This is a genomic window from Acinetobacter sp. D009 (assembly GCF_038562025.1).
GTDB lineage: Bacteria > Pseudomonadota > Gammaproteobacteria > Pseudomonadales > Moraxellaceae > Acinetobacter > Acinetobacter pittii.
The window spans coordinates 548,784-571,480 of sequence record NZ_CP151886.1 but is presented as its reverse complement, the minus strand read 5'-3'; the positions used below and the strand labels follow the sequence as shown (position 1 = coordinate 571,480).

Below are 22,697 nucleotides of genomic sequence, written 5' to 3'. Positions count from 1 at the left end.
TTTTGGATTGATTTTTCAAGTTTAGTTTCGTGTTAAAGCCTTAGAAACTAAAATCAACACCTACAGTAAAATTACGTCCAACTTGTGGAATATTTGATAAGAATGAAGCATGTTGATAAACCGTGTCATCTAACAAGTTATTTGCTTTCATATAAACACGGTAATCAGTTTTTGCACCATATTGTCCAGAGTATGCTACGCCAAGATTAAGCATGTTGTAGCCTTCAGTTTCGGTCTCGTAAGCTGCAATCTTATCTTGGTTAAAGACATGGTAGTACTCGGCAGAACCACTAAAACCATCACCAAAATCTGCATCGACTTTAGTACCTAAACGTCCTGCTGGAATACGTGGAGCATTACCTTCTGCATCAATTTTACCGCGCACATAATCCCCAAAAGCACTGATCTTGTACATTGGGGTAATTTGATAACCAATTTCACCCTCTGCGCCATAGAAGCGTGCTTTATCTTGAGTGTATTGAACTAAACGGAAGTCTTTATAACGGTCAAGGGTTTGCGCATAGATGTAGTCATCAAACCAGTTATGGTACACATGAAGATGATAATCAAGTTTGTCATTATCAAAATGCAAACCTAACTCAACATTATTCGATTTTTCCTTACTGAGTTGATCATTTCCTAACTCATAAGTATTTGTCGCAAAGTGCCCACCATTTGCATATAACTCTTGAGCTAAAGGCAAACGCTCTTGATGTGAAGCGACAAAAGACAGTTTATAGTTCGGTGCAAACTCCCAATTCGCAGCACCTGCGTAAGAAAATGCAGAACCATCAAAATCTTGTTTAGAGTTATCGTCTACATCAATTTCTTGCTGATCTGCACGGGCAGAAAGCTCAAAATGTACGTCTTTCCATTGTTTATGTTCTAAAGCAAATACGCTCCACTTTTTGGTAGTGGTCGGAGCCATAAATGCTTCTTCGCCAGTTAAATCTAATTTCTGTTGACCTAACTGTGCGCCAATTACGCCTTCCCAACTTGCAATCGGGTTATGTACTAACTCAATACGTCCATCATAACCTTTGTTTTGGAATCGGGTTGCAATTGTTCCCTCTTCAATTTCATCATGCTGATAGTCAGTATAGCTTGCTTGCGCACGTAACTTTTGGAAGCCTGCAAATGGATCATTTAACTCGGTTTTAAAATCGTAACGCTCAGATTTTAAATCAATCCATGGGCCGCCATGCTCGTGCTCATGTTCTTCATGCTCATGATCGTGAGCTTCTTCACCCTCTTCATGTTCATGGTCTCCACAATGCAAATGCGGTCTTCCACCTAGATGAGCGCTACAACTTTCGTACTCATGGCTATGCCCCGGTAAGCCATACTGGTCTCTGCGGTTGCTATAAGAAATACCCGTATAACCACGGTCATAAATCCAAGACAAACCAACATTAACCGAGTCACCCTGCGCAAAAGTATTGTCTACACGGCGCTCTTTTTCACCTTCATGAATATAATTGGGAGCAATATAATTATTCGCATCACGAGTTAACCCCTCAACACGTAAAGCAACTTGGCTGCCTAGGCCAACAGTTACGCCAGCGCTCGCCAGTTTTTCATCACTTCCAGTGTTGTAACGTAAGCCAACTTGTCCTTCATAACCATTTTCAGGCATTTGCGTAGGGATCTTGTTATCAATGACGTTAACTAAACCACCGACGGTCCCCGCACCAAACAGTAAAGTTGAAGGGCCGCGAATTACTTCGACTTGCTTTGCAAGCACAGGATCTACAGTGACAGCGTGGTCAGGAGACAAGGTCGATACATCAATATTTTCTGATGAATTTTGAAGTACTTTAACGCGTGGTCCATCTTGTCCACGGATGACCGGGCGACTCGAACCAGCCCCAAACTGATTCGCGTAAATTCCGACTTCACTACTGAGTGCATCCCCAATGGTAGCAGCGCCTTGCGACAGATGCTTTTGATCAACAACAGTATCTGCCACAGCAAAATCTTGTAAAGTTTGCTCAAGTGGATGAGCCTTAATTCGAATGGTTTCTAGCTTTTCAACATTTTCACTTTCTGCTGCAAACGAAGGTACGGATATGACAGCTAAAATGGATAAGGTCAAAATATTTTTATAGAACAACATGAGGTGATTCTCTAATCGCTACGCCTTTTGTTTTGTTATATTATAACATTTCAGTCTTTTTGCAATAAAAAACATTTCCAATCGGCTGATTCGTTAGACTGGGCAATTAAATGATGTGAGTAATCTCTGTTTTATAATGCCTTTTACAATCTCTCATGCCGTTATAGCTCCTCCTCTTTCAAAGCTTAGCCGAAACACTTTACCAGTTGCAGCTCTAGCAATTGGAAGTATGACACCCGATCTTTACCGCTTATTTACAATGCAGTCAGGGATGTTGACACATCAATGGAAAGGACTTTTCTACCCAAATCTTGCATTAGGATTATTATTCTGTGCTATTTGGTATTTACTTTACCGGCCTGTAATTTATCGTTTTTTGGGTATTCAACATGATCTTGACCTCCACTCTTTAAAACGTATGTTTTTATTTTTGATTGGAACATTACTCGCGCTTATTTTAGGGATTGCCACTCATTTAATTTGGGATGGCCTAACACACTCAGACTTTCGGACTTTTATATTTAAAGATGTATTAGCGACCACAGTTCATCTTTTGGGACACCCTTATCCCTTACATCGTCTTTTACAGCTAGGCTCCTCTGCTCTTGCGCTACCTTTTATTGCTTGGATGTGTGTTCATTATTATCAGCGCTATAAACAACACTGGAAAGTAAACTATAAAATTAAAATTTTCGCATGGTGTCTGTTAATTCTATCTACAGTGTTAGGTTTATTCTCTTTTTGGGATTATGCCCGCTACATTCCTCATGAAGTTTGGCATGCCGATACCTATTATTTCACTGGTCGTTCTATTAATGAATTTATGCAAGGCTGGCTAAGTAGCTTTAGCTTAGGATGCTTACTATTCTTGGTTTTAGATCGGCAAAAAAGAATGGGGTGAATACTTAAAGTTGCTGCCAAATTGCTCATTTTCAGCTTAATTTCTGCGGTTTTTTGATCTAGTTCTTGTGACAAACCATCCAACAAGGCATAATCGAAAACTTACTTTTTTGACGGTGCGCGGTTTACGCATCCGTCCTTTCAGCCAATATAGTTTGGATAATCTTCATCATGATGCGAACTCATTACTGTGGCTCTTTAACTGAAGCCCAAATCGACCAGACCGTTACACTATGCGGTTGGGTACATCGTCGCCGTGACCATGGCGGTGTTATTTTCCTTGATATGCGTGACCGTGATGGTCTCGTTCAAGTGGTTATTGACCCAGATACTCCAGAAGCATTTGCAACAGCAGATAAAGCACGTTCTGAATATGTATTAAAAATTACAGGTCGTGTTCGTCGCCGTTATGAAGGTACTGAAAACCAAAATATGGTGAGTGGTCAAATCGAAGTTTTAGGCAAAGAAATCGAAGTTCTTGCTGCTTCTGAAACTCCGCCATTCCCGTTAAATGATGACACCATTAACGTGTCAGAAGAACACCGTTTAAAATATCGTTTCTTGGACATCCGTCGCCCAGAAATGTTAGATCGCTTACGTTTCCGTTCTAAAGTAACTAACTTGATCCGTAATTATTTAGACGATCACGGTTTCTTAGACGTTGAAACTCCGATTTTAACTCGTGCAACTCCTGAAGGTGCACGTGACTATTTAGTACCAAGTCGTGTACAAAATGGTAGCTTCTACGCACTTCCACAATCACCGCAATTGTTTAAACAATTATTGATGGTGGGTGGTATTGATCGTTACTACCAAATCGCGAAATGTTTCCGTGATGAAGACTTACGTGCTGACCGTCAGCCAGAATTCACTCAAATCGACATTGAAACATCGTTCTTAAACGACGATGAAATCATGGATTTGATGGAAGGCATGACTGTTAAATTATTTAACGACTTGCTTGGCGTAAAATTTGAAAAATTCCGCCGTATGCCATATAGCGAAGCAATGCGTGACTATGCATCTGACAAACCAGATTTGCGTATTCCGTTGAAACTCGTTGACGTTGCAGACTTAATGCAAGAAGTAGAGTTCAAAGTATTTGCTGGCCCTGCAAAAGATCCTAAAGGTCGTATTGTTGCTTTACGTGTTCCTGGTGCAGCTTCATTGCCACGTAGTGCAATCGATGAATACACCAAATTCGTTGGCATCTATGGTGCAAAAGGTTTAGCGTATATTAAAGTTAATGAACTCGCTAAAGGAATTGAAGGTCTTCAATCTCCAATCGTGAAATTCATTGAACCGATTGTACTTGAGCTGTTGGAACGTGTTGGCGCACAAGATGGCGATATCGTATTCTTCGGTGCTGATAAAGCTAAAGTTGTAAATGACGCAATGGGTGCGCTTCGTGTCAAGATTGGTCACGACTTGAACCTTTCAACTTGTGAGTGGGCTCCACTTTGGGTTGTTGACTTCCCAATGTTTGAAGAAACTGACGATGGTAAATGGACTTCTGTTCACCACCCATTCACATTACCTAAATCTAGCGTAGAAGACGTGAAGAGCAATCCAGGTGAAGCACTTTCTGTTGCTTACGACATGGTATTGAACGGTACTGAAGTTGGTGGTGGTTCACTTCGTATTTACACATTAGATATGCAAAAAGCGATTTTTGAAGCGCTTGGTATTTCTGATGAAGAAGCAGAAGAGAAATTCAGCTTCTTACTTAACGCGCTTCGTTATGGTGCTCCTCCTCACGGTGGTTTGGCATTTGGTCTTGACCGTTTAGTTATGCTTATGACTGGCGCGACTTCAATTCGTGACGTTATTGCGTTCCCGAAAACTAAGACTGCTGAATGTCCACTTACTCAAGCACCTGCTCCTGTTGAAGCAAACCAGCTTCGTGACTTGGGTATCCGCTTACGTGAAAAGCCAAAAGCTGAAGAATCTAAATAATTTTTTAGATCTTCAAATTAAAAAACCCTGCTTATGCAGGGTTTTTTATTGAGAAAAATTTAATGAGACATTTCTTTTTCAAAACTTGAAAGCGTATTAAATTTTTGTTCAAAAATTTGAATAACTTCTGTTTTTAGTTTTTCAAAATCGACCACTTGTTCATCGTCATTTAGACAAATTTGTGGAAGCCGTCCATTTTTAATAATTTGATTAATTTCGGGAAGGTTTTGCAGTCTTAAATTAAAATTTTGGCCACGCTCAAATATATTTACAGGATAAAAGCGGGATGAACATAACTGCCATAACCTAAACAAATATTGGTTAACGTCTAAAGGCTGTCTAAAACGATGACTTGATACTTCTTTTAAATAAGTCTCTTCAGTTTGCCAAACTTCTTCAAACACTGATTTCAAAAATGGTTGAGGCAAATGAGTACTATAAAAGCTCGAAAATTTTCGGTTATATAAACTTAAAAAATTCCCCCAATTATTACTCATAGAGTAGCGATGATTAAAAAGTGCATAGGGATTATTATGAAATAATTTCCGCTTATCAAAATACTTATTAATGATTGCGACATCAGTCAATGCAACTGCGCCTAAAAAGTTCTCTTCTCCCACGACCATTAAAGGCTGTAGCTGAATACCATCACAAGGTAAACCATTTTTAAAAAAGAACTCTGGCTCTAAAGGACTATTAATAAAGGTGTCATCATTAAAATAGACAAAGTGTTCTGCTAAGCCTTCTATTTTATGAATATTGATTTCGATGGCATGTGAGTTAAAGGTCGGTAAACAGGTTGGCTCTATAATTTGATCATGGGTAACTAGATTTAACTTGGGGTGATTGCTGACTAAAAATTCTGGGAAATGACCACATGTCACAAGATGAATTTTTCTAACCCAAGGACAAAATTTTTCAACAGATCTAAACCAAAAATGAAGATTATTCCAGTCACGATAGCGACATTGGTCAGCGAGTTCATCGATCTTAGTTTTAGTTTCTTTGGATTTATAATATAGATATTGTTGCTGCCATTTCGTATCGGTTGAGTCCACCCAAATCATTACAAAATCTATAGGCTGCATCAAACATATATCCAAATAAATTCAGCAATTTACTAGATAAAATTCGATAAAAATCGGATACCAAGTTTATTAATGTTAATAAAACTTCACAATTTATCCATAATTTTACTTTTTCTACAGAATTTGCTTAATTAAGACTCTATTGAGATGGTAGTAGGCAAATGGCATAATACCCCCACTCTTTCTTTTCTCCCTTGGTAATTCATTATGGCAATGCGTCCTGACGTTCGTCGACATGCTTTAGTCGTGATTGTATTCTCTCTCGCACAATGGTTTTTCATGCGCTATATTCTTGCAAATGAATTATTTAACATGACTACAAATCAACGAATTTTATTTTTCTGTGTAAGTAGCTTGGTTGGTGCATTGCTTATATTTGTTGCATTGATTTATATGGTTTTAAAAGGAAATGCGGATAAAAATTAATATCCGCATCCCACATAAAATTTAGAAAATCTTAAATTTATTTCCCAATATAATTATCACATAACTGAATCAGTTCCGGATGTCTGTCATGTTGATGGACAATAGGAATGATTTCTTGATTGCGATTGATAATAAATCCCTGATCATTAACTGCAATTTGATCTATTGGGTATAACCCTAGGGTTACAATAATGGATTCAAATGGCTGACAGCGTGTTACATCAGCTAAATTATTAGTAATTAATAATTTATTATGCATAGCTTGATCATAAATTCTTTCAGACATTTTTTGATATGGCTGTTTGCAGAATTCTTCGATCATCTTATTGATATAGACTCTAATTGATTCATGATCACCAATAGTGACACCTGAACAAGAAACTTGCTCATCTTTTGCAAGATTATAAAAGTCCTCACCGTATGCATCCAAGATCCATTTTTGGTTATATTGCTCAGTACCTATGGTGAAATTTGGATTTTCCATCCCAACCAATAGTCCTTTGCCAAGATTTTTGAAAGGGTTACTTTGGAAAAAAACATCTCGAACATCGCTAAGCAATACATGTGAAGCATCAGGATGGCTTTCTACAATTTCTTTATATTCAAAGAAACGGCTCACATGCGGATAGCCTGTAATTTTAAGCGCTTTTATTTTTGAATCAGCGTTTTCTTCATTTACAGTTAAGCCAATAATTTTCTTAAGAAGATTTTTTACAAACTTGAATTTATAAACACCTGAATATTTTGACTTTGATTTAAATTTTCCAATAGTTGAAACTTTAAATTCAATTTTAAAATTTTTGATATCTGAAAATGCATTAACAAATTCTGTCATTTGCTCTTTATATATAATTAAAGCCAATATGCCATCAAAGTTTGCTTTTTCCAAAGAATATACAAAAGAAGAGATGAGGTCAGCATCATATCCAGTAGCTGACCCGATAATAATATTTTTTTGCTTAATCATAAAATTATCAATAAAACCCATAAAAATGACTAAATTATATATTTATTAAGTATATATTTCTTTAGTTTAACTCTTAAGTAACGTAATAAATCACTATCATCTTGAGAAAGAGGCGTAACTAGACTCCTTTCCTTTTCTAAGTAACTTAATGCATCATTATTTTCAATAATTGGGTGATCGAATAAAAAGCTGACATAGAAACTAAAATCCCCTCGTCCAACAAGGTCCTGCCAATGATCATAAATTTTTATCGGTTGATGATAATCAACTAACATTTGAGCCATTTTACGATCTACAACATAGGCATATGCATAGGCAAGTTTTTCAAGATAGTCGTAATCAACTTTTAAAACTTTTTGGTTATACAATTCTTCGGGTAAAAATTTTCCACGAACACGATTGCATATTTTCATTTGAATACCGCCCAAGCTTAAGAAAAAGCAAGGACCTAAATTCAAAGAATGAATATGTTTTTCTAAATCTTGGAAATCAATTTCAAAACGTTCAATCACATCATCTTCAAAAATAATGGCATATTCTTCATCAGAGCTTAAAAAATCTTTTAATGCAGCTATATGTGACATTGCACAACCAAGCTCACCTGGTGTCATCGGTTTCTTCTTACCAGCTACACCCTGTTGAAAATACTCACTAACACTTAAATTTTTTCCTATAACCCCAAATTGCTTAAATTCATCGCGATATTTGTAAAATGTTGCTTGAGAGTACAACTTTTTTAAACGTTCGCTATTAGCAGATTCAATACTGATTAAATATTTTTTCATTTCATTCAAATGTTAAAATGAGACAGGGATAGTCTATCTAATTATAGTTATATCGAGTGTAAAATTTAATGCTAAATCGCCTGATTCAAAAAAAATGGTACAAGTACCAACAAGCAAAAAAAGCGAAAACTTTTGACTCCCATTGGTATATGCGTTTTGGCTGGTTAGAGCAACCTTTTAATACACTCGAGCAATTAGATTCACTCTTTGAGATCCACTCTCCTAGAAAGTTTACATTTGCAGACAGCTTTTATGCTTATGAAAATGGCCGTCATTTCATTTTTTTTGAAGAAGTCGATGATCAGCATCCGGTAGGCTTTCTTTCAGTTTTAGAAGTCTTTAGGGATGGTACTTACACCCCGCCTGAAACCATTTTAAAACTCGATTACCACCTCTCATACCCTTGCGTATTTAAAATAGATAACACTTGGTATATGGTCCCAGAAACTTCTGCCAACAAGACCATCGAACTTTGGAAATGTACTGAGTTTCCGCTAAAATGGGAAAAGCATTCTAACCTTATTGAAAATATTGAAGCAGTCGATAGCACCCCTTTTTACCATGAGGGCTTATGGTATCTTTTTACCTCAACGCGTCGTGATTGTAAGAAATTTGGTGACCGTTTAGACCTGTTCTTTACCGAAGATATTTTAAATCCGAACTGGCAAGAGCACCCAATGAACCCAGTGTGCCGAGGCAGTCAGCAGTTCCGTATGGCAGGCAAACCTTTTATTTATAAAGGGCAACTGGTTCGACCAAGCCAAGATTCTTTAAAGCGATATGGCGGCAATATCGAATTAAAAGCGATTGCTCAGCTTAGCCCAATAGCTTATAAAGAAAAATTACTAGAAGTCGTTTTACCAGACTGGAATCAAGCAGATGACGGTTGTCATACCATTAATGTCGAAGATAACTTCGTAGTACTTGATGCCATCCGCCTTACACCAAAAAATAATTAAGTTTTTAGCAGGCCTTTATAAATATTAAGCGTCTGCTCAGCCATGGCTGGTACAGTCAGTTCGGCCTTGGCTTTTGCATATAAAGGGCCAAAGTTGTTTTGAGCCTCAGGTTGCAGTGCATATTCAATCGCTTTTGCTAAACCTTGTGCATCTCCAATTTCGGCTAGATATTGCTCTGGCAACCACTCAACCACACCGTTTACTTTGGTTGAAGCCATTGCTTTATCAGCCTGTAAAGCTTCGACCATGACGAGTGGAAAACCCTCACGGTCTGATGATAAAACTACAATATCAGCCAGTTGCACCAGATCACGCGCATCAGTTCTAAACCCAAGAAAAGCGACCCGATTTTGCATATTCAATTCGCTGACTTGTTTTTCTAAACTTGCTCGAAGTGAACCGTCACCAATAATCCATAAATTGGCATCGATCTGTTGCATCGACTCAATCAATAAACTGATATTTTTTACTGGTTCTAAACGCCCAATACACATAACAACTTTTTTTCTTGTGTCTAGTTCAGCAAAATCTTTTTGAATCGATTGAAGTAACTTTTCTTTATTTTCAACTGTAAGTACGGGTTGAGGATATACACCGTTATAAACCACGTGTGCTTTAGACTCAGGAATACCTTGCGTTAGTGCTTGGCTCACTGCAATAACTGCATCACCAGCTAAATAAGCAGATTTATTCTTTTTAGTGCCGTGTACTGTTGTCACAAATTTTGGGCCAGATAAAAATAGCTTAATGCGGGCAATCAGTTCAGCCGCCTTTCCTGCTTGTGCATGAACAATAGCGGGTTGAATTTGCTGAATAAGATTTTTAAGTTGCCACAGTAAAAAAATATTCCAACGGCTACGTGCAAAATCGACAGCATAAAAATGTACTTGTTGGCTAAACTTGTCTACATAGCAAGGATGTGCAATCACATGTACTTCATGGTTTAAAGCGAGTTCATTAACAAGATTAAAAGTGTGCTGCTCTAAACCACCAATTCCACCACTCGTTGCCAATACCTGAACAATTTTCATAGCTCGCCTACTTATTTTTATCTTTATTCAGAGTCTGTTCAAATAGTTTGGCTTCTTTTAGAAATGCATAAAATGCGTTAATCATACTATTTACGAAACCACGCCAACCATTTAAGAAACTACGGCGAATGAAATAAGACTTCATAAAAGTCACTGGCATCACCAAAACCAATTTTGCAACGCTTGGAGACTTTCCTTTTTGGAATTTCTCTAATGCTTTTAAATTGGAATATTGGTTATTTTTTTCGACTTTAACAAAAATGCTCGACTCGCCATAATGATAAATATCATGTTGAGCGCGCTGAGATTCACCATCCACAATCACATTTTCATGGACTTTATTGGCAAGGTCGTAATGCCCTTTAGACTTGCGAAAAAAACGCACTTTTGCATGCTTTTTAGTATGTTTGCTGTTGGGAACACCTAAGAACACATCATTAATGGGTGTGATTAATGCATCAAGCTTGTTCTGTCGAATCGTTTCAACAATCTCTTGTTTTAACTCATTAGATAAGACTTCATCACCATCTAAATTGAGTACCCAATCATTTCGGCATTTTGCTAAAGCCAAACTTTTTTGCCCAGCATAACCTTGCCAATCTTGATGAGAAATATGCGTATTTTCAAAGCGCTGTGCAATTTCATAAGTATTGTCAGTACTGCCAGAGTCTAAAATAATAACTTCATCAAAATCACTGACACTTTGCAAAGTTCGCTCTAACCAAGCGCCACAATTTAAAGTGACAATATAGACACTACATGGAATTTTATTCATAACTTATAACGTCCTTTAGCAAGGGCGATACGCATCTGTAAAGCATTCATGGCACCATGCGTGCTGACACGTGGAATATTAAATTGATTAATTGCTTCGTACGCTTCGATTTTTTTACGAGTTGATACGGCGTTTTTAAAGCCAATCTCTTGCGCCATTTTCTGGTGCTTTTCGTTAAATCGACCAAATGGATAGGCAAAGCTAGGGCATTTTCCAACCAAAGCTTCAACATCTTTTTTAGATTGAAGCATTTCATCATAAGCGGTTTGATCATCAAGCTTAAGTAAATTCACATGATGTTGTGTATGCGCACCAAACTCTATGAAGCCAGAACTTGCCATTTCATGGATTTGCTCATGAGTTAGCTTTTCGATTCCTTCAATTTGTGTCGCCAAATAAATGGTTGCTTTTGCATTATATTTTTTAAGTAATGGATAGGCATATAGATAATTATCCATAAAGCCATCGTCAAAACTTAAAGCAACAACGTTCTTTTGACCACGATATTGTTCAAGCTCAGAGACAAGGCAAAAAGTAGCTTTTTTACGCGTCAACAACTGTAAGAGTTGTTCAAACTTTTCAGGAGGCATATTCATGCCAGAGGCCGCATCTTTAGGGGTCACCTGATGCAGCATGACAATACGTGGTAGTTTGCTCGAACGAAACGGAAGCCAAAATGTATAATTACCCAGCACATATAACAGTGCAGCAAGTGCTAGTAGGCCTACCGCAACGTACAAAAACCACATCATGCATAAACCTCATGTGACCATTCATAATTTTCTGAAAGGGGCTGCTTAAATGTCACTTCAATCATAAATTGGGTGATGCGCTTAGCATTGAAAGATTTGCGTGTTTTCTCCCATCCCTCTTTCGCTATTTTTTCAGCTTGCTCTGGATTCTGATCAAAGAATTGTATCTTTTTGGCCAAGTCGAACTGATCATCAAAGTAAACCACTTCCTGCTCAGTGTAGAGTTTTTCAAAGCCAGGAATTCTTGGGCTAAAGGTGAGTAAACCATTACCGGTCAGTTGTACAATACGGTCAGAACTATACAAGGTTACATCATTACGGCGTGAGTAATTGAGTCCCATTTTTGTCTCAGACAGAACCTTATAATAACCTTTACCGTAAACACCTGGCTGTTCAAAGCAACCATAATATTGATAGTTCACATGGCCTTGTTTCAATGCATCTGCCAAATCTTTTAAGAACTTCTCACGCTCAGGTTCTTTATAAACCACGCCACAGAAGATAAAAGTCTTGTCTGTGTTAGCGTTTGAAAATTGTTGTAGCGTTTCTACATTACGGTGACCAACATTTGGCAAATAGGCGACGCTTAAATGAGGCTGCTTTAATTTTTGTAGATATTCGCCACCTGTTGTGCAGAAAATAGCGTCCAGATAAGGTGAAAATGCTTTTACGAAATCGAGTTTGCTTTCGAGATAAAGCGGGTCAACATACCAAAATGCAATTTTAGTATTTGGATAAGATTCTTTAATCTGTCTAAGGACATCTGGACTCATTAAATCACTATGTCCGATAAGTACCAGATCAGGTTCAATATTATTAACGACTTTTAGTACTTCTTTATTGGCCCAACTGGCACCCAGTTTTTTTGTTTTAAAAATGGTTCCCATGCGAGCCATGTCACGAAAACTAAAGTCATAAACGAAATGGCCATTTTCAATTAATCCGGCAGAAATTTTACGGTCTGTGCAGTAAAAATGGGCGCCTTGTTTATTAAAGCCAAAATTCGCAATATGCAATATTTTCATTTATTTACTCAAAATAAAAAATTTAATTTTTCGCTAAAAGGTATGTTGCCACACGGTCTGCTTCTTTAAAAGCATAAGGTTGTGGTAACTGTACAACACAAGTCTGCTGTGAAATTAACTTTGATTCTAACATTTGATCAACTGAGTAGGTAATGCGGTCGTCTTTCAAACGGTCCATTGCCATTACCCCTACTCGACAACCCGCAGTAAGTGCCTCAAAAATCATAGATACACTGTCTTCTGTCACCCAAACAGCTTCTGCTTTTTGCATTTCTTCAAAAATCCAGCCTTGAGGTGTTTGCTCAACCGGAAATATTTGCAAATGTGTGGCAAAGCTTTGCTGTCTTAAAATATCGATAAATCCTGCTGGCGTTCGGCGTGAAGTCGTCAGAATAATTTCAGAGTCTGGATTATTCTCAACAATTTTTTGAACACTGCTTAATACTTTATCTTGGTTCCATTGATGTCGTTTAGATGAGCCACCTAAAGCTATTAAAACTCTGGCTGTTTGATGGCGGTTTTCATTACGAATGGGATTGAGTGCACCACGCGTGACAATCACATGGCTATCGGCATGAATGCCATCATGTTCTGGAATAACAGCATAATCAAAACAAACCACAGGTAAGTTAGGCTTCATCAAAATAATAGTTTTAGCTTTTCTAAAAATTTTACCGAGTAACCAGACCCGAAAATGAGTGTGACTGCCCACTCCAAATATAAAATCGGGGGCTTGTTGAAATAAGGAGTTTTTTGAAGAGAAAAGTACCTGAATTAAAGAAATAATAGGTAAATCAGAAATGAGGATCTCTTCAAAAGTTGTATCTGCCTGTTGTCTTTGCATCGCCTGAAACAAGCCTAATGCTTGTGAGCGATGTCCTGCCTTACCATCAGAGACATAGACAATATGCATAAAAGCTCCATAAGCCAAAAATAAAAAGGCGAAACCAAAGTTCGCCTTTTTATGTTAACGGATTAACTTATTTTACGTAAGTTAACCAGTGTTCATATTTCGGATTTCTACCTTGAACTGCATCAAAGTAAGTCTTTTGAATTTCAGTAGTAATTGGGCCACGGCCACCTGCACCAATTGGACGGTCATCGTATTCACGAATTGGTGTTACTTCCGCAGCAGTACCTGTGAAGAATGCTTCGTCTGCAATGTAGAATTCATCACGTGTAATACGACGCTCAACAACTTGATAACCAAGATCTCTCGCAATCGTCATGACTGTTTGGCGTGTAATACCATCAAGCGCACCACCAGCGATATCTGGAGTATGTAAAACGCCATCTTTAATTAAGAATACGTTTTCACCTGAACCTTGGCATACATAACCTTGTGGGTCCATTAACATTGCTTCATCGTAACCTGAGTGTGCAACTTCTTGGTGAGCAAGAATTGACAACGTGTAGTTACCAGATGCTTTTGCTTTACACATGGTCACGTTTGGATGATGGTGAGTAAATGATGAAGTTTTAACGCGAATACCATTCGCCATCGCTTCATCACCAAGATATGCACCCCACGCCCACGCAGCAACAGCGGCATGAATCGTGTTATTTGTTGCTGCAATACCTAGTTTCTCTGAACCGATCCAGATCAACGGACGTAAATAGCAAGAAGCTAATTTATTTTCACGAACAACATCAATTTGTGCTTGTTCAAGCGTTGCTTGATCATACGGCACTTTCATTTGATAAATTTTTGCTGAATTTAACAAACGTTTTGTGTGGTCTTGAAGACGGAAAATGGCAGTACCTTTAGGAGTTTCATAAGCACGAACACCCTCAAATACGCCCATACTGTAGTGTAAAGTATGGGTTAATACGTGAATCTTTGCATCACGCCAATCAATTAATTTTCCATCTTGCCAAATAAAACCATCACGATCAGCCAAATTCATGGAACACTCCAAATTGTTATAAAATCATTCACTATCCAACTCAACCGAGGCGGTTGGGTCTATTAATCTTTGCCATAAATTGCAAACGACCGCACGGGTACTACGCCAGTCCGCTGCGCTGACTTGCATGGATTGATTTGCAAGGGCTAAGCGGTGGCTTTCGGCACGTTCACTAAGATAGGCTCGAATTAATGCTGTGGCATCTTCACTGGATAAGCAGTCTGCTTTAGCAGCATCTTCTAATATTCTTACATTATCAGAATAATGGGCGAGATCGGGTTTCGTCCCGCTCCATGCAAGTACAGCATACTGTGCCATAAATTCGATATCGACGATACCACCTGCGTCCTGTTTTAAATGAAAAATACCATGTTTTTTTTGTTCAGAAGACGAACCTAGGTGGTCTTTCATTTTCTGACGCATTTTCAACACTTCCTCACGAACATAAGCCTCATCTCTAGATTGAGTCAATATCTCGCGTCGAAATATTTCAAATTTCTGGCAAAGTATCTCATCACCTGCAATAGAGCGGGCACGTACTAATGCCTGATGCTCCCAAAGCCATGCACTTTTCAACTGATAGTGTTCATAGGCTTTTAGACTTGTTACCAATAAACCTGCTTCACCTGAAGGTCTTAAGCGTGTATCAATTTCATAAACACGACCATCTAGCGTTTGCGTAGTCATCAAAGACATAAACTTTTGGGCAACACGCATAGCGAATTCAAAGCCACTAATTGACTTCGTTCCATCAGTATCTGCTTGTTCATCTAGATAATGAATAAAGACAAGGTCTAAGTCAGAACCGTAGCCCAGCTCAATACCTCCTACTTTGCCATAACCAATGACAGCAAAAGCTTTATAGTCGAGTGAGCAGCGTTTTCCATCAACATCGCAAGGGTAACCATGACGTTTTGCTACTGTTTGATAAGCTAAATTAAGTGTTGCATTCACACTAACCTCAGCAATATCAGTTAATGCATCAGAGACTTTCATAAGAGGGCTTTCAGCTAACACATCACTTGCAGCGACCGTTAACACATTACTCTTTTTAAACAGGCGAAGTACCCGCATTTGATCTTCAACCTGATCAATTTCGATACGAAGTAATTGCTGACGTAATGAGTCTTCCAAGTCCTTACGTTTTGGTAATTCAAAGTCCATCGATAAAAACTCATCAAGCAGTACTGGATATTGCGTTAGCTCTTCACAAATCCATGGACTTACGGTCGCCATTTTAACTAAGCGTTGTAATGCCCCTTTACTTTCAATCAGCATGACTAAGTACACTGTCCGGCGCATGACCGATTCAATCAGCGGCATTAAACGTAAAAGTGCTGTTTGAGGTTGTTCGGACTGTAAGATCACTTCAATTAAATGAGGCCAGAATGTTTTTAAACGCTGAACTGCATTTGAAGGTAGTTTTTTAAGTGCATGACCGTGCCAAAACTCATGAATCAGATTTTTCGCATTGTCATCCAACACTTCATCTAATTGCTGCTCTAACTGCCCAAAGTTTTCAGTCGCTGCATTTGAACTTGTGTCTTCAATCAATTGCTTAAATTGAACTTTTACTTTCTGGCGTTTCTCGTTTAAAATATCAATAAATTCATTCCAGCTCGCAAAGCCCAAGGTATCTATAATGCGTTGTCTTAGGTCAATTTCTTCTGGCAATAGCTGAGTTTGCTGATCATTGAGGGCTTGAATTGCATGTTCAACACGGCGTAAAAACAGATAGGCATCTTCTAATTCTAAAACGGCTTGTCTTTCTAACAAACCTGCTTCGCCAATGTGCTCAAGGCTAACTAAACACTGGCGATCTTGCAGCTCACGTTTAGACCCTCCATAAATAAGCTGAAAGACCTGAACAATAAACTCAATTTCGCGAATACCACCCGCCCCAAGTTTAATATCATCCTCGATATGACGGCGTAGAACTTCTCGCTCAATCATCGCTTTCATATCGCGCATAGCAGCAAAGGCGGTGTAATCGACATAGCGACGGAAAACAAAAGGACGTGTCATTTCTAACAAGTCTTGCCCTTCTTTACCCCCAGTTACAACACGTGCCTTAATCCATGCATAGCGTTCCCATTCACGACCATGCTGACTTAAATATTTTTCCAAAGCTGCATGACTAATCGCCAATGCCGAGCCATCCCCCCAAGGACGCAAGCGCATGTCTACTCGAAACACAAAACCATCTGCGGTAATGTGCTCAAGCAAATAAATGAGTTTTTGTCCCCATAAAATACAGAACTGCTGTACATCAATGCATTTACGACCATTGGTTTCGCCTTGTTCATCAAAGGCAAAAATTAGATCAATATCACTCGAGAGATTAAGCTCTTGTGCACCGAGCTTACCCATCGCAACTACAATCAAATCTTGAACTTTGCCAGAGTAACCGACAGGTTCACCGTGTTTCGCTACGAGTGCTACACGTGCAAAAGCCTTTGCCGCACAAATGCTGGCATCGGCAAAATCAGAAAGTTCACGAGTAAGTGTGACAACATCGGTAAGCTGATTGGCATCTTGCCAGATCCAGCGAAACATTAAACGACCACGCAAAATACGAAGTGCGCGCATCCAAGATGTTTCGTCACCAATTCCATCTAATGTGGTTTGTACAAATTGATAAATTTGATCAGTTGAGAGCGGTGCAGTAAATTGATCTATTTGGTAATCTTGTTCTAAAACAGCCTGATGCAGGCCTAAAACTTGTTCTGCATACTGACTAGCACGCAATGTTTTTTGTAACTGCTCCGCATTCATATAAAAAGCTCTTTTCCTCGTACTCTCTTTTTAGTTATAGCAGTTCGAGTAGTGGTAGGAAAAGGGATTAGACTAATTTTGCTTCCGATGATGATTGATATTCGATATGAGGATCATGACTGTCTTGAGCCGAAGGTAATAAAACTTTAAATGTAGTTCCAACACCCTCTTTGGAACTGACATTAATTTTCCCCTGGTTAATCTCGACAAAACGTTTACACAAGCTCAAACCTAAACCCGCACCTTTTTCACCTGCGGTACCTTTGAAGCTGGCCGTAATACGTGGATGGAACAAATTCGCCATTTGTTGCTTGGTCATACCGAGACCTGTGTCTCGCACTGTTATTTCAATATTTTCGCCAGTTTGTTTGGCTTCAATAAAGACTTTGCCCGAACCATCAACATCTGTAAATTTCAGCGCGTTTGACACCAAGTTTTGAATCACTGAGGTCATCATATTGATATCAGCATAGATTTTTAAATCTTCTGGAACAGCATTCACCAATTCAATATTTTTCTTTAAAGCTAAGGTATATAAAACATCAAAAACGATATTACTGACTTGTCTAAGGTTAAAGTTAATCGGGTGATAAACAAAACGCCCACCCTCAGCCATCGCCCATGTCAGTAAACTTTCGAGCAAGTTATAGGTCGATTGAGAAGTGTCATATAGATAGTCTGCAATGTTTTGAATGCTCGATTCATCTAAAGTTTCACGCTCTTTGGCGAGTACTTCTGAAAAACCTAGCAGACCATGAAATGGCGCTCGTAAGTCATGCGAAATAATCGAGAAAAATTTAGTTTTACTTGAGTTAATCGCGACTTGCTGCTCATAGAGTTCGTTTAACTCTTCGTAGTTAAACTTCAACTCGACTTGTTGCATAAAACTAGAACAATAATCGAGCAATAATTGAATATCATCATCTTCAAACGTTGACGCATCATCATCGAAAAAGACAGCAAACCCCATTGAGGTTTTATCAGGGTGTAAAAGATGCACAGCCAATGCCCTGCTGCACTCAATATTTAATTCTTTTAAATAGTTGATTAAATTTTGATATGAGGGATGTAAGTGATTAATGATCTGTTGTTTGGCGAAGCACTGTTTTAAATGCTTCGATGGCTTAAACGAAATTGCCGTCATGCCTTCAGGGCAACGGTGCCAAAAGTAAGGTTCCTGATTAAAAGTCAATAAGGCTTTTTTACAATTCAAAAGACGAAGACTAAACCGGAAAAATTGCTCGATGTAGTTCTGCTCGGCGTTTAATCCAAGCAACAGAGATATCCTACAAGCACTTAACTGCTCAACCTGATTTAGTTCTAAACGTTGGAATGCCATTGCCCGCCTCACAGATTATGTCGTTTTTGGTCGGAACCGCTTTCAATAAATGTACTTATAATCATTATGATCTACTACAAACTTTAACACAGTACATTAAAAGAGCAACGTTCTTTTCAAAATAGAAATGTGAAGTTTCAATTAAAGGTTTTCAGATACATAAAGTGGGTATGCTTGAGGAAAATACAACAAATATTTGAAGGTAGACAGTTGTAAGATGTTAGAAATGCGAGTTCAGAATACTAGCAAAAACAGAATAAAAAATAATATTTGAATAAGAATTATACAGTCCGACTGAATACGCTTGGCACATCGCTAAGCCTATAGTAGAAATTGTAGGCAGAAGGATGCTCACACGATTTCTTTTATAAAAAGGTATAACGAACCTTCAGATATAAAAATACCGCTTAAGTAGCGGTTTGTCTGCTTCAAATTCATAACGAGACGCCAAACTCGACCACCATTTGGGTGGTAGCTTAGATACTTTGTAGGGTCAAATAATTTATGAATGTAATTTTAAAATACTGTAGTATCTTCAATTATCTTCAAATTTATCTAGTGATAATAGGCTCAAAAAATGTTTTTTCATTTTCGAATTTCATCATTTAAATCCATAAAAGACCTAGAAATTTCAGTTGGCCAAGTAAATGTAATTATTGGTGAAAATGGTGCTGGAAAAAGCAATTTTTTAGAAGCTTTAGCAGTTTTTAGTGCTGGGCTATCCAATAAATTAGATAATGAATTTTTAACTGCTAGAGGAATTCGAGTAGTTAGCACAGAAACTATGTTTTCAATTTTCTCAAACCAACCATCTACTAGCTCATCTATTTTCGCTTTTGATACTTTAGGTGGGGTAGCTGTAATGTTGGATTATGATAAAGAAAGTCCATATCCAACTTTAAATCATAATATAGGCTACGCTACGACTGATATTGAAACAGATGAATCACAATTTTTTTATACAAATGATGGAGATAGCCTGTTAAATCAGAAAGTAGAAGAATTGTACAAAAATATTGCTGATAAATATGGATCAGTTGATGAATACGATAAAAAATTGCGTGAATTCATGTCAACAAATACAAATGATATTAAGGCACCTAATTCAATTATAGAAGACTTACTCAAAATATCTCCATATTTAAATATTCAAAGCTACTTTGACTCATACAACAATAAGAAAGAACTGAGGAAAAAAGGAGACTTTGTAATTTATTCACCGGAAGCATCTAAACTTCGAATATTCGAAAGTGAATCTCAGATTGAACCACTTGGAGTAAATGGTGAAGGATTACTGAAACTTTTAAGAGTAATGAAAGAACATGAAAATGAAAAATACACCAAGATTTTAGATATAGCTTCAATGTTTCATTGGGTAGATAATATTTTTATGGGTGAAAAGGAGGATTCAAAAACTGCCAATAAAATTGAAATTCATGATCGTTTTATGGATTTTAAAATTGATCACCGTAGTGCAAATGAAGGCTTTCTTTTTGTTCTATTTTATGCAGCCTTATTTAGTTCTAAATATACTCCAGATTTTTTTGCTGTAGATAATATTGATGCCTCATTAAACCCTAAATTATGTCGCGTCTTAATTAAAGAATTAATAAAATTAGCGAAAGAAAATAGTAAACAAGTATTTGTTACTACACACAATCCTGCAATTTTAGATGGATTGGATTTACATGATGATGAACAAAGATTGTTTGTAGTAGAACGCGATGATGAAGGAGCAACTCAACTTAGACGTGTGGGTGTAAATGACCTACCGAAACCTACTCGTTCAGGTCAATCAATTAAATTATCTGAAAGTTTTATGCGCGGCTTTTTGGGCGGTTTGCCAACCAATTTCTAAGAGATATGAATTAAAATGAAATTAGGGGTTATATGCGAAGGTCCTACAGACTTTCATGTTTTAAAACATACCATACAAGCTTATTTAGATCCTATACAAATTCGGGATATACAGCCTCCATTAAATGCCCAACAAACTCAAATAGCAACAGATGCTTGGGGAGGATGGGAAAAAGTCAGTGATTATCTAAAATCAGAAGATTTTTTAATGCTATTAGAAAATATGGACTACGTAGTTATTCAAATTGATACAGATGTTTGCGAACATAGAAATTTTAACGTTAGTCCCATTAGTTTAGCTAATACTAATCACAATGAATTTTATGAACTCATAAAACAGAAACTATTAGAATGGATTGATTCTGCTGGTATCCCCTTTAATAAAAAGAAGGCTCAAAGATTTATTCATTACCAAAAACTTAGAAATCGTAAAATTAGTACGAACTATATCCATAAAATTATTTTTGCTATATCTGTCCATAGCTTGGAATGTTGGTTACTTGCATATCACGATACACGACCAAGAAGTTGCAAAATTACTGGCTGTGAAAATGCTTTAACCAGATACTTTGCTAGTATGAGGAAAACTATTAATAAAAATGCGAAAGATTATATTCAACATAGTCTAGATTTTAAAGATGCTAGAAATCATCCTCGAATATCGACTAAATCAGAAAGTTTCAAGCTTTTTGTAGACCAATTGGCAGCAATTTCAGCTTAAGAAAAAGAGAGTTTAAAACTCTCTTTTTTATTATGGGTATATCTTAGTCTTTTGACATTCACAAAAGGAAATGGCAGGCTTTCGTCTCCCTATTTAATCCACCATAATGTAGAGTACAAGGATAGTTGGGACAATAAAGGTTTCAAACTTTATTTTTAAAAATATCCTTCAGTACCTGTAAAGTATTATTCGTATTATTAGAACTGATACGCTCTTTTTCAATTTCAATTGTCGATTGTTCTTTTTCCAGAATAAAGTTTCTTTCTGTTGATAGAAACTCCTCCACACATAAAGTCAATAATTTATGATTATTTGCTTGTTTTGAAACGTGGACAGCTAAATTTTTATATTCAATATTAGTTAACTCATTTTGATAATATTTAATATCATCTAAGCTTTGTTTATATAGTTTTAAGAAAAAATATGCAAAAACTTCTATAAGCAAAACAAAAATAGCTTTAGGAAAAGTATTTATTAACATTTTCTCAAGACTATCAAATGACTGTGCATTTACTACAAAACTTCCTAGATATAATATTCCGCCAATACTAAGCATCATTCCTAGGGACAAATTAATGATAGCACTTTTAGATAACCTGTTGATTTCTCCATTTACTCTTGTTTCTATACTTTTAGCTTCTTGTAAAAAAATTTCAACTACAGTTTCAACTTTTACCTTTTCTCTAAATTCTTTAAAATAACTTTCATTAGAAGCAGATTCTATTTTATTTTTAATTAAATTAGTTACTTCCTCTACTTCACGATTATTATTTTCCTTCTTAACTGGGGAATAAGCTTCCTCAATATTTTTTTCTTTTCCTAACTCTCTATATAACTTAAGTTGTTTATACTTATTACTATTAATAAAATCATTTAACGAATTAACACTAGATTTACTAGAATCCAAATATAGTGAAATTGTAGATACTAATGCAAATAAAATTCCTACAAATACAGCAACATACTTTACGATTGTAAAATCTAATTTATCAGACATTTCCATAATATCTCGAATTAGGAAATATAGAGCAAAAACAACTACAAAAACCATTATTGCTGTTAAAACATAACCAAACTTTTTATTCATTAAAGAAAAACCGATACTAATAATAAAATTTTTATTGTTTTATTTTAACATAAAGTATCTTAGATACCATGGAGTTTTAGTACCAATAAAAAAATAAAAATTAAATTATAGCTCCATTAGATTAATCAGCTTTTCATTTCATTATAATTTTTAAACTGAACTATAGTTTCACCCGCTCATTCATTAATGGTATTGGCTATCCGTGTTTGTTCAGGAATAATTTCCTAATAC

19 protein-coding genes are annotated in these 22,697 nt (G+C 37.0%); 6 read left to right on the top strand and 13 right to left on the bottom strand.

Annotated elements, in window-relative coordinates; all coding sequences use genetic code 11:
- Positions 1 to 40: 40 nt before the first annotated feature.
- Entirely contained in the window at positions 41 to 2,116 is a 2,076-nt protein-coding gene (gene znuD, locus AAC388_RS02835) for a zinc piracy TonB-dependent receptor ZnuD (RefSeq protein WP_342371163.1), read from the bottom strand.
- 136 nt (positions 2,117 to 2,252) lie between these two features.
- On the opposite strand from znuD, the gene AAC388_RS02830 reads away from it, so the two are divergent.
- Together AAC388_RS02830 and aspS are read left to right on the top strand one after the other, a co-directional pair.
- Positions 2,253 to 3,017: a DUF4184 family protein gene (locus tag AAC388_RS02830; RefSeq protein ID WP_086393593.1), complete on the top strand. Its 765-nt coding sequence runs from the start codon at positions 2,253 to 2,255 to the stop codon at positions 3,015 to 3,017.
- A 170-nt stretch (positions 3,018 to 3,187) separates the two neighbouring features.
- Positions 3,188 to 4,972 (top strand): aspartate--tRNA ligase, encoded by a 1,785-nt coding sequence (gene aspS, locus AAC388_RS02825; protein WP_032062597.1) that lies wholly within the window; start codon positions 3,188 to 3,190, stop codon positions 4,970 to 4,972.
- 59 nt (positions 4,973 to 5,031) lie between these two features.
- On the opposite strand, the gene AAC388_RS02820 is transcribed toward aspS, so the two are convergent.
- Positions 5,032 to 6,060 carry a stealth conserved region 3 domain-containing protein gene (locus AAC388_RS02820; RefSeq protein ID WP_342371162.1) on the bottom strand — a complete coding sequence of 343 codons (1,029 nt, stop codon included), beginning with the start codon at positions 6,058 to 6,060 and terminating at the stop codon, positions 5,032 to 5,034.
- A gap of 207 nt (positions 6,061 to 6,267) precedes the next feature.
- Between AAC388_RS02820 and AAC388_RS02815 the strand changes: the two genes are divergently transcribed.
- On the top strand, positions 6,268 to 6,486 hold the full coding sequence (locus AAC388_RS02815; protein ID WP_014207632.1) for a hypothetical protein: 219 nt from the start codon (positions 6,268 to 6,270) through the stop codon (positions 6,484 to 6,486).
- Positions 6,487 to 6,523: 37 nt separating this feature from the next.
- Here AAC388_RS02815 and AAC388_RS02810 read toward each other — a convergent pair whose 3' ends face one another.
- Together AAC388_RS02810 and AAC388_RS02805 are read right to left on the bottom strand one after the other, a co-directional pair.
- Entirely contained in the window at positions 6,524 to 7,474 is a 951-nt protein-coding gene (locus AAC388_RS02810; RefSeq protein WP_206236638.1) for a lipooligosaccharide outer core biosynthesis glycosyltransferase GtrOC6, read from the bottom strand.
- An 8-nt stretch (positions 7,475 to 7,482) separates the two neighbouring features.
- On the bottom strand, positions 7,483 to 8,238 hold the full coding sequence (locus AAC388_RS02805; RefSeq protein WP_039762845.1) for a glycosyltransferase family 25 protein: 756 nt from the start codon (positions 8,236 to 8,238) through the stop codon (positions 7,483 to 7,485).
- Positions 8,239 to 8,306: 68 nt separating this feature from the next.
- On the opposite strand from AAC388_RS02805, the gene ghy reads away from it, so the two are divergent.
- A complete protein-coding gene (gene ghy / locus AAC388_RS02800; protein ID WP_342371161.1) occupies positions 8,307 to 9,197 on the top strand; it encodes a glycosyl hydrolase Ghy in 891 nt (296 codons plus the stop codon).
- Here the strand turns inward: ghy and AAC388_RS02795 are convergent.
- The 8 genes from AAC388_RS02795 to AAC388_RS02760 form a co-directional block, all read right to left on the bottom strand.
- A complete protein-coding gene (locus AAC388_RS02795; protein WP_342371160.1) occupies positions 9,194 to 10,228 on the bottom strand; it encodes a glycosyltransferase in 1,035 nt (344 codons plus the stop codon). The two genes, ghy and AAC388_RS02795, sit on opposite strands and share 4 nt — an antisense overlap.
- Positions 10,229 to 10,235: 7 nt before the next feature.
- Positions 10,236 to 11,003 carry a glycosyltransferase family 2 protein gene (locus AAC388_RS02790; protein ID WP_342371159.1) on the bottom strand — a complete coding sequence of 256 codons (768 nt, stop codon included), beginning with the start codon at positions 11,001 to 11,003 and terminating at the stop codon, positions 10,236 to 10,238.
- Positions 11,000 to 11,755 (bottom strand): polysaccharide deacetylase family protein, encoded by a 756-nt coding sequence (locus tag AAC388_RS02785; protein WP_342371158.1) that lies wholly within the window; start codon positions 11,753 to 11,755, stop codon positions 11,000 to 11,002. The genes AAC388_RS02790 and AAC388_RS02785 overlap by 4 nt, the downstream gene beginning before the upstream one ends.
- Positions 11,752 to 12,780 (bottom strand): glycosyltransferase, encoded by a 1,029-nt coding sequence (locus AAC388_RS02780; protein ID WP_342371157.1) that lies wholly within the window; start codon positions 12,778 to 12,780, stop codon positions 11,752 to 11,754. The genes AAC388_RS02785 and AAC388_RS02780 overlap by 4 nt, the downstream gene beginning before the upstream one ends.
- Positions 12,781 to 12,802: 22 nt before the next feature.
- Positions 12,803 to 13,693, bottom strand: coding sequence for an ELM1/GtrOC1 family putative glycosyltransferase (locus AAC388_RS02775; protein WP_342371156.1), 891 nt, complete (start codon positions 13,691 to 13,693; stop codon positions 12,803 to 12,805).
- 67 nt (positions 13,694 to 13,760) lie between these two features.
- A complete protein-coding gene (locus AAC388_RS02770) occupies positions 13,761 to 14,687 on the bottom strand; it encodes a branched-chain amino acid transaminase (protein ID WP_035358556.1) in 927 nt (308 codons plus the stop codon).
- A 24-nt stretch (positions 14,688 to 14,711) separates the two neighbouring features.
- The gene (glnE, locus tag AAC388_RS02765) at positions 14,712 to 17,462 is read right to left on the bottom strand and encodes a bifunctional [glutamate--ammonia ligase]-adenylyl-L-tyrosine phosphorylase/[glutamate--ammonia-ligase] adenylyltransferase (protein ID WP_342371155.1); all 2,751 of its coding nucleotides are present in this window, start codon (positions 17,460 to 17,462) and stop codon (positions 14,712 to 14,714) included.
- A 67-nt stretch (positions 17,463 to 17,529) separates the two neighbouring features.
- Positions 17,530 to 18,801 carry a HAMP domain-containing sensor histidine kinase gene (locus tag AAC388_RS02760; RefSeq protein WP_342371154.1) on the bottom strand — a complete coding sequence of 424 codons (1,272 nt, stop codon included), beginning with the start codon at positions 18,799 to 18,801 and terminating at the stop codon, positions 17,530 to 17,532.
- A 577-nt stretch (positions 18,802 to 19,378) separates the two neighbouring features.
- Between AAC388_RS02760 and AAC388_RS02755 the strand changes: the two genes are divergently transcribed.
- Together AAC388_RS02755 and AAC388_RS02750 are read left to right on the top strand one after the other, a co-directional pair.
- Positions 19,379 to 20,659, top strand: a complete 1,281-nt coding sequence (locus AAC388_RS02755; RefSeq protein WP_342371153.1) for an AAA family ATPase — start codon at positions 19,379 to 19,381, stop codon at positions 20,657 to 20,659.
- A 15-nt stretch (positions 20,660 to 20,674) separates the two neighbouring features.
- Complete coding sequence (locus AAC388_RS02750; protein WP_262440423.1) at positions 20,675 to 21,379, top strand: hypothetical protein; 705 nt, start codon at positions 20,675 to 20,677, stop codon at positions 21,377 to 21,379.
- A 142-nt stretch (positions 21,380 to 21,521) separates the two neighbouring features.
- On the opposite strand, the gene AAC388_RS02745 is transcribed toward AAC388_RS02750, so the two are convergent.
- Positions 21,522 to 22,466 carry a hypothetical protein gene (locus tag AAC388_RS02745; RefSeq protein ID WP_342371152.1) on the bottom strand — a complete coding sequence of 315 codons (945 nt, stop codon included), beginning with the start codon at positions 22,464 to 22,466 and terminating at the stop codon, positions 21,522 to 21,524.
- Between the last annotated feature and the right edge of the window lie 231 nt (positions 22,467 to 22,697).

Excerpts from the sequence above, each read along its gene's own strand:
- AAC388_RS02790 (WP_342371159.1), bottom strand. The coding sequence starts at position 11,003 with ATGAATAAAATTCCATGTAGTGTCTATATTGTCACTTTAAATTGTGGC.
- AAC388_RS02785 (WP_342371158.1), bottom strand. The coding sequence starts at position 11,755 with ATGATGTGGTTTTTGTACGTTGCGGTAGGCCTACTAGCACTTGCTGCA.
- AAC388_RS02755 (WP_342371153.1), top strand. The coding sequence starts at position 19,379 with ATGTTTTTTCATTTTCGAATTTCATCATTTAAATCCATAAAAGACCTA.
- AAC388_RS02830 (WP_086393593.1), top strand. The coding sequence starts at position 2,253 with ATGCCTTTTACAATCTCTCATGCCGTTATAGCTCCTCCTCTTTCAAAG.
- AAC388_RS02745 (WP_342371152.1), bottom strand. The coding sequence starts at position 22,466 with ATGAATAAAAAGTTTGGTTATGTTTTAACAGCAATAATGGTTTTTGTA.
- znuD (WP_342371163.1), bottom strand. The coding sequence starts at position 2,116 with ATGTTGTTCTATAAAAATATTTTGACCTTATCCATTTTAGCTGTCATA.
- AAC388_RS02770 (WP_035358556.1), bottom strand. The coding sequence starts at position 14,687 with ATGAATTTGGCTGATCGTGATGGTTTTATTTGGCAAGATGGAAAATTA.
- AAC388_RS02815 (WP_014207632.1), top strand. The coding sequence starts at position 6,268 with ATGGCAATGCGTCCTGACGTTCGTCGACATGCTTTAGTCGTGATTGTA.
- AAC388_RS02775 (WP_342371156.1), bottom strand. The coding sequence starts at position 13,693 with ATGCATATTGTCTATGTCTCTGATGGTAAGGCAGGACATCGCTCACAA.
- AAC388_RS02795 (WP_342371160.1), bottom strand. The coding sequence starts at position 10,228 with ATGAAAATTGTTCAGGTATTGGCAACGAGTGGTGGAATTGGTGGTTTA.
- AAC388_RS02810 (WP_206236638.1), bottom strand. The coding sequence starts at position 7,474 with ATGGGTTTTATTGATAATTTTATGATTAAGCAAAAAAATATTATTATC.
- ghy (WP_342371161.1), top strand. The coding sequence starts at position 8,307 with ATGCTAAATCGCCTGATTCAAAAAAAATGGTACAAGTACCAACAAGCA.
- AAC388_RS02820 (WP_342371162.1), bottom strand. The coding sequence starts at position 6,060 with ATGCAGCCTATAGATTTTGTAATGATTTGGGTGGACTCAACCGATACG.
- AAC388_RS02805 (WP_039762845.1), bottom strand. The coding sequence starts at position 8,238 with ATGAAAAAATATTTAATCAGTATTGAATCTGCTAATAGCGAACGTTTA.
- aspS (WP_032062597.1), top strand. The coding sequence starts at position 3,188 with ATGATGCGAACTCATTACTGTGGCTCTTTAACTGAAGCCCAAATCGAC.
- AAC388_RS02760 (WP_342371154.1), bottom strand. The coding sequence starts at position 18,801 with ATGGCATTCCAACGTTTAGAACTAAATCAGGTTGAGCAGTTAAGTGCT.
- AAC388_RS02780 (WP_342371157.1), bottom strand. The coding sequence starts at position 12,780 with ATGAAAATATTGCATATTGCGAATTTTGGCTTTAATAAACAAGGCGCC.
- glnE (WP_342371155.1), bottom strand. The coding sequence starts at position 17,462 with ATGAATGCGGAGCAGTTACAAAAAACATTGCGTGCTAGTCAGTATGCA.
- AAC388_RS02750 (WP_262440423.1), top strand. The coding sequence starts at position 20,675 with ATGAAATTAGGGGTTATATGCGAAGGTCCTACAGACTTTCATGTTTTA.